Source organism: Mesorhizobium sp. M2A.F.Ca.ET.037.01.1.1 (assembly GCF_003998075.1).
Taxonomy (GTDB): domain Bacteria; phylum Pseudomonadota; class Alphaproteobacteria; order Rhizobiales; family Rhizobiaceae; genus Mesorhizobium.
Map to the genome: position 1 here is coordinate 1 of NZ_RZSA01000913.1, position 2,620 is coordinate 2,620.

The following is a 2,620-nucleotide window of genomic DNA, read 5'->3' on the forward strand; positions in this document are numbered from 1 at the left end:
TCCTTGCAGCCAATCCGAAGCTCGACGCCTTTGGCATCATGGGCGGCTGGCCGCTGTTCGGCGCCCCGCAGCCCTATCGCGACCTGTTCAAGCCGATGGCCGACAAGATCGCCAAGAACGAGTTCGTCATCGGCGCCGCCGACACGATCGGCGACGAGGTGGCGATCGCCAAGGAAGGCCTGGTGACGGCGCTGGTCGGCCAGCGGCCGTTCGAAATGGGCTATAAGGCGCCTTCGGTGATGCTCGACCTCATCGGCGGCAAGAAGGTCGACGATCCGGTCTTCACCGGGCTCGACGAGTGCACCAAGGAAACGGCCGACACCTGTATCCAGAAGTAGGCTGCATCGAAACCGTCGAAAAAACAGGGGGCGCCCACAAGGCGCCCCCGCACTTTTCCTGGAATTGCTCTTAGATCTTCTGCTTCACGCCGTCCCTCGAAGGCATCAGGTCGACGCCGTTGAGCTTGCCGATATGGGTGGCGAGCATCGGTACATATTGTTCGGCGGGGCCGGCGGCATGCGCCGTCGCAAAGGAATTCTTGGTTGCGTTGCCGAGCGGGTTGGCGATGCCGGCCGCGCCAGCCATCGATTCCAGATAGGTCAGGTCCTTGAAGGCGTTGGCGATGGTGAACTTGTGCGCGTCGCGGTCGCCCTCCAAGGTCCAGCGCATGAAGGTCTGGTAGAAGCCGCAATCCATGCGGCCGTTGCGGATGACGCTGTCGAAGCGCGCTGGCGAGATGCCGACCTTCTGCGCCAGCGCCAGGGCCTCGGAATAGATCGCCGCATAGCCCAGCGAGACGAAGTTGTTGAGCAGCTTCATGCGATGGCCGTCGCCGGTGTCGCCGATATGGACGATGCGGCCGGCCCAGGTCTCGATCACCGGCTTCAGCCTGGCGAACACCGCGTCCGGCGCGCCGACCATGGCGTCGAGCATGCCTTCCCAGGCTTCCTTCGGCGTGCGGCTGAGCGGCGCGTCGACATAATCGATGCCGAGCGCCTTGAGCTCGGCGGCGAGCGCCACGGTTGAGACCGGGTCGGAGGTCGAGCAGTCGACGACCACCGAGCCTTGCTTCAGGCCTTCCTTCAGCCCGCCGGGGCCGCGGATGATCGCCTCCACCTCGCGCGAGCCGGTGACGCAGATGAAGACGATGTCGGAAGCCGCCGCCACCTCCTTGGAGGTGGCCACTTCCCTGGCGCCGCGTCCCAAAAGGTCTTCCGCGGGCTTGCGGTTCTTGCGGCCAAGGAAGGTCAGCGGATAGCCCTTGTCGACGATGTTCTTAGCGATGCCGTGCCCCATCAGGCCTAGGCCGATGAAACCGATATTCTCGCGGGCAGCGGTGGTGCTCATGTCGTCTCTTCCCTGTCTTTCGTGGTGATGGGCGCCCGCGCGGCGGGCGTTTGTCGAGCAGGTTTCCGCGGATCGCGGTTGGCAAGCGATTGCGGAATACCTTATTGTCTGACAATACACATAATTCCTGAGCCTTGTGGAGAGCAAAATGACGAAGCGGATCATGTTCACCGGCGGCAGCGGCAAGGCCGGCCGGCATGTCGTTCAGTATCTGGTCGAACATGGCTGCCAGGTGCTCAATATCGACACCAGGCCGCTCGACAATCCGAAGGTGCGCACGCTTATCACCGACATCACCGACAGCGGGCAGGTGTTCAATGCGCTGTCGAGCTATATGGGCCTGCACGAATTCGATCCCTCACTGAGGGCCCAACCGGTCGACGCCGTGGTGCATTTCGCGGCGATCCCGCGCATCATGATCACGCCGGACAACGAGGTGTTCCGCATCAACGCGATGGGCACCTACAACGTCATCGAAGCGGCGGTGAAGCTCGGCATCCGCAAGGTCGTCATCGCCTCTTCGGAGACCACCTACGGGCTGGTCTTTGCCAACGAGCCGCGCAATCCCACGCATTTTCCGCTCGACGAGGACTATGACGTCGACCCGATGGACTCCTACGCGCTGTCGAAGATCGTCAACGAGAAGACGGCGCGAGCTTTCGCGCTGCGCAGCGGCGCCGACATCTATGCGCTGCGCATCGGCAACGTCATCGAGCCGCATGAATATTCGCTCTTCCCGAAATGGTTCGCCGATCCCGGCTTCCGCAAGCGCATCGCCTGGAGCTACATCGACGCGCGCGACCTCGGCCAGATCACCCTGCGCGCCATCGAGAAGGACGGCCTGGGCTACCAGGTGTTCAACGCGGCCAATGACGATACCTCGTCGGACCTGCCGACGGCGGAATTGTTGAAGCGCTTTTATCCAGGCGTGCCGGTCAACGCTGAACTCGGCGAATATGAGACGCTGCTATCCAACCGGAAGGCGCGCGACGTGCTCGGCTTCCGGCCTGAGCACAGCTGGCGCAAATACGTCAAAACCGCCTGAGGCGAGGCCAAATGCCGGTTGATCTGTGCACATCTCAGCAGGTTGTAGCTAAGCGGGCCTGCCGTGCTTGACAGCCCCTGAAAACGGGATTTTCTGAACCTATGCGGGACGCGAAGCCGAACAACGAAAAAAAGCCGATGAAGACGGCGGCCGCGGAGCGTCCAGCCGGCTTCCGCCGGGCCGACGCGCCACGCATCCCCGGCGCCAGCGTGCACACCTCTCTGGCCC

Annotated in this window: 2 protein-coding genes and 1 pseudogene; 2 read left to right on the plus strand and 1 reads right to left on the minus strand. The window is 63.0% G+C overall.

What is annotated here, in order from left to right; genetic code table 11:
* Positions 1-338 (plus strand): annotated as a pseudogene (locus EOA27_RS31205) (sugar ABC transporter substrate-binding protein); the annotation flags it as partial.
* Positions 339-408: 70 nt separating this feature from the next.
* Here EOA27_RS31205 and EOA27_RS31210 read toward each other — a convergent pair.
* On the minus strand, positions 409-1,512 hold the full coding sequence (locus tag EOA27_RS31210; RefSeq protein WP_281059494.1) for an NAD(P)-dependent oxidoreductase: 1,104 nt from the start codon (positions 1,510-1,512) through the stop codon (positions 409-411).
* Here EOA27_RS31210 and EOA27_RS31215 point away from each other — a divergent pair.
* The gene (locus EOA27_RS31215; RefSeq protein WP_126081913.1) at positions 1,496-2,392 is read left to right on the plus strand and encodes an NAD(P)-dependent oxidoreductase; all 897 of its coding nucleotides are present in this window, start codon (positions 1,496-1,498) and stop codon (positions 2,390-2,392) included. The two genes, EOA27_RS31210 and EOA27_RS31215, sit on opposite strands and share 17 nt — an antisense overlap.
* Positions 2,393-2,620 lie beyond the last annotated feature (228 nt).